Consider the following 2143-nt stretch of genomic DNA (forward strand, 5'->3'; position numbering starts at 1 on the left):
TGATGAACCACACGATGACGGCGAAGCCGAACAGCTGACTGAGGAAGACGGGCCAATCGAAGGTGATGTTGTAAATACCCTCGGCGAGATGGGTATCGGTGAGGATCATGCAGACCCCCGTCCTCTCTGCTGGCCCGCACTGGTCCGGGCACGATCGTTCCCGCCCAGGACCCGGCCGGCCAGGTCCTGAGCGAGTGGTTCGACGGCTTCGCGTAGTTCGGCGGCGACCTGGTCGGCCTCGGCGCGCAGGTGCGCCGTGGACTCGGCCACGATCTGGTCGGCCTCTTTCTGGGCCTCGCCGCGCATTCCCTCGAGGATTGCCCGCCCCTCGGCCCGGGCCTGGTTGCGGATGTCGGCCGCTTCCAGTCGGGCCTGCTCGAGGGCTGCCTCGTAGCGCGCTTCGGCTTCGGCGAAGGTTTCGCTGGCTTCCTTGGCGGTCGCCGTCGTGACCTCGACACGTGCCTCCCGCTCCGCCAGCACCTTTCGGATCGGCGGAACCACGAAGAACCAGATGACTGCGAGCACGATCAGGAAGATCAATAACTCGGCCACGAAGGTGCCGTTGGGAACCAGGAAGTTCCCCGCGGCCTCCACATCCGTTCTGGGAGACATGATGACGTCTACTTACCGGGAGTAGCGAATACGAACAGTGCCATGAACGCTAGATTGATGAAGTAGGCCGCTTCGACCAGACCAACGGTCAGGAAGAAGTTCACGCGCAAGCGACCTTCCGCCTCCGGCTGCCGGGTGACGCCGTTGATCAACGCCGCGCCGGCCAGACCGTCACCGATGCCCGCACCGATGGCACCGCCCGCCAGAATGATGCCGCCGCCGATGAGGGCGCCTTGAACGATACTCGCGGTTGCTGGGTCTGCCATTGTTCACTTCCTTGTTTTGAAAAATAGCTGCACCCAAATGGGTGCAACGCCGAACAGCCGAAGCCGCTCAGTGGTTTTCACTCTCCAGCGACATCGACTGGCTGAAGTAGAGAATGGTCAGCAGGGCGAAGATGAATGCCTGAATCGCTCCGACGAACAGGTCGAAGAGTTTCCAGACGGCATTCGGTCCCCAGCTGATCCAGAACGGGAACAACGTGATCACCGAAACCATGACGCCGCCCGCGAACATGTTGCCGAAAAGTCGCAAGGACAGCGACAGCGGCTTGGCGATTTCCTCGACCACATTGATGAAAACCATGGGGCCCCAGCCGGTGTGGCCCTTCAGCAACTGTTTCGCGTGCCCGCCCGGCCCGCGCCGCCACGCGCCCGCGGCGTGATAGAGCAGGAACACGAACAGCGCGAGCGCCAGCGTGAAGTTGAAGTCCGACGCCGGCGGCGCGATCAATTCACCCGAACCGTACTGAACGGGCAAAACCGACAACCAGTTCGACAGCAGGATGAACGTGAACAGCGTGACCGCGAGCGGCAGCACGAACGGCGCGACCGTCATCCCGATGGCGGTCTCCACCTGGGAGCGCATCTGGACGGTGATGGTCTCGAAGAACAGCTGCACCCCGTTGGGCACGCCCGAGGTGATCTTCACCCGCAGGTAGAAGGCCAGCCCCAGCACGATCAGCGCGGCCACCGCGGTGGACACGATGGTGTCGACATTGAAGGTCATGCCCAGCAGGTGCGCCTGGGCGTGATCGCCGACGTGGATCTTGGCCTCCCCCGAGGATTCCTCGGCGGCCAGTATCGCGTAGATGCTCATGACTGCTGTCGAAGTCCTTTCACCTCGGGCAGAGCCGTATGGAGAACCAGAATCAGCTGAAAGACCGCCAGCCCGAAGAAGATTCCGACGCCGTAGGGACGGGTCAGGAATGCCACCAGAATCGACAGCCCGGTCAGGATGATCAATCGAGACGCCGAGGACAGCGCCAATTTCTGTTTGCTGGGAGTTTCCGCATCAGTGATGCGCACGATGGACATCCACGTGAGCCGGGCATTAACCCAGCCGAGCGTCAGACCGGTAGCCATGAAAACACCCAGCAACAATCGATCCAACGCACCTGCGACCATCAATGCCAGTACACCGAAAGCGATTGCAATTGCAGTCGCTCTCCGCATCCGGAGCCTGTTGAGGTCCAATACGACACCGCCTCGCCGTCATCCCACCTCGTAGTGGGGCCGTGCATGATCAATAG

Annotated in this window: 4 protein-coding genes; all 4 read right to left on the reverse strand. The window is 61.9% G+C overall.

Going from position 1 to position 2143, the window contains the following annotated elements:
* Window positions 1-105: 105 nt before the first annotated feature.
* The 4 genes from ACIRS4_RS36275 to ACIRS4_RS36290 all read right to left on the reverse strand — a co-directional run bounded on the left by ACIRS4_RS36275 (window position 106) and on the right by ACIRS4_RS36290 (window position 2018).
* Complete coding sequence (locus ACIRS4_RS36275; protein ID WP_404204230.1) at window positions 106-612, reverse strand: F0F1 ATP synthase subunit B; 507 nt, start codon at window positions 610-612, stop codon at window positions 106-108.
* Window positions 613-620: 8 nt separating this feature from the next.
* Window positions 621-878 (reverse strand): F0F1 ATP synthase subunit C, encoded by a 258-nt coding sequence (locus tag ACIRS4_RS36280; protein ID WP_040810042.1) that lies wholly within the window; start codon window positions 876-878, stop codon window positions 621-623.
* Window positions 879-945: 67 nt separating this feature from the next.
* Window positions 946-1710 (reverse strand): F0F1 ATP synthase subunit A, encoded by a 765-nt coding sequence (gene atpB, locus ACIRS4_RS36285; RefSeq protein WP_404204232.1) that lies wholly within the window; start codon window positions 1708-1710, stop codon window positions 946-948.
* Window positions 1707-2018, reverse strand: a complete 312-nt coding sequence (locus tag ACIRS4_RS36290) for a hypothetical protein (RefSeq protein WP_404204234.1) — start codon at window positions 2016-2018, stop codon at window positions 1707-1709. Before ACIRS4_RS36290 ends, atpB begins: the two co-directional genes overlap by 4 nt.
* Between the last annotated feature and the right edge of the window lie 125 nt (window positions 2019-2143).

It is taken from the genome of Streptomyces sp. NPDC101166 (assembly GCF_044768125.1).
Classification (GTDB): domain Bacteria; phylum Actinomycetota; class Actinomycetes; order Streptomycetales; family Streptomycetaceae; genus Streptomyces.